Below are 1234 nucleotides of genomic sequence, written 5' to 3'. Positions count from 1 at the left end.
GGTCAACGCCGGCTCCGAGCCGCAGAAGGCCGGCATCGAGCCCCGCGACGCCGTGGCCTTCGTCGCCCGCTGCCGCGACGTGCACGGCCTCGCCATCGAAGGCCTGATGTGCATCCCGCCGGCCGACGAGAATCCCGGTCCGCATTTTGCGCTGTTGGAGAAGCTTAGCAAGGAAGCCGACGTCGCCAAACTCTCAATGGGCATGTCCGGCGACTACGAAACAGCAATCGCCTTCGGCGCCACCAGCGTCCGCGTCGGTTCGGCGATCTTCGGCACTCGCTGAGACGCAACGGCCTTTGGGCCAATCCGACAGGCTCGTTGCTCCAGGACTGGAAACGAAACGTACCGTTCCTATTTGCTTTGGGTCGTCACAAACTCTCTGGAGCCGCCACCATGCGCTACAACCAGCTTGGAAATACGGGGATGTTCGTCTCCGAACTGTGCCTCGGCACCATGACCTTCGGCGCCGCCGGCCAGAATGCCCAATGGGGCCTGATCGCCAGCCTCGACCAGAAGGGCGTCAACGAGATCGTTGCCCATTCGCTTGCCGCCGGCGTCAATTTCTTCGATTCGGCCGACGTCTACTCCTTTGGCGAATCCGAACGGTTGCTCGGCCAGTCGCTCAGGGATCTCAAGGTCAACAGGCAGAATGTGGTCATCGCCACCAAGGCGCATGGCGCCATGGGTGAAGGCCCCAACCAGCGCGGCTCGTCACGCGGCCACATCATGGATTCGGTCGATGCCAGCTTGGAGCGGTTGCAACTCGACCATATCGATCTCTATCAGTTGCACGGCACCGACACCGTGACGCCGATCGACGAAACGCTGCGGGCGCTCGACGATCTCGTTGCCAGCGGTAAGGTCCGCTATGTCGGCGTCTCCAACTGGGCGGCATGGCGCATCGCCAAGGCGCTCGGCATCGCCGAGCGCAAGGGTTTCGCCCGTTTCGAGACCGTGCAGTCCTATTATTCGATCGCCGGCCGCGATCTCGAGCGCGAAATCGTGCCGCTGCTCAATGAGGAGAAGCTCGGCCTGATGGTGTGGTCGCCGATGGCCGGTGGCCTGCTCTCCGGCAAATATGGCCCCGGCGCACCCGGCAATGGCGAAGGCCGCCGCGCGTCCTTCAACTTCCCGCCGGTCAATGAGGACCGCGCCTGGGCGGCCGTTGCCGTCATGCGCGACATAGCCAAAAAACATGATGTGAGCGTCGCCACGGTGGCGCTCGGCTATGTCC

2 protein-coding genes are annotated in these 1234 nt (G+C 63.5%); both read left to right on the top strand.

The annotated features are described in order from the left end of the window. Window positions 1–283, top strand: a 283-nt coding sequence (locus EN969_RS31725; RefSeq protein WP_206525287.1) for an alanine racemase, incomplete at its 5' end; no start/stop codon positions are given. Window positions 284–393: 110 nt separating this feature from the next. Continuing rightward, window positions 394–1234, top strand: an 841-nt coding sequence (locus EN969_RS31720) for an aldo/keto reductase (RefSeq protein ID WP_164758695.1), incomplete at its 3' end; no start/stop codon positions are given.

Origin of the sequence: Mesorhizobium sp. M7A.F.Ca.CA.003.01.2.1 (assembly GCF_003998945.1) — a bacterium.
GTDB lineage: Bacteria > Pseudomonadota > Alphaproteobacteria > Rhizobiales > Rhizobiaceae > Mesorhizobium > Mesorhizobium ciceri.
Note: the sequence above shows the minus strand (reverse complement) of the source record. Positions and strands in the feature narration are given on the sequence as shown.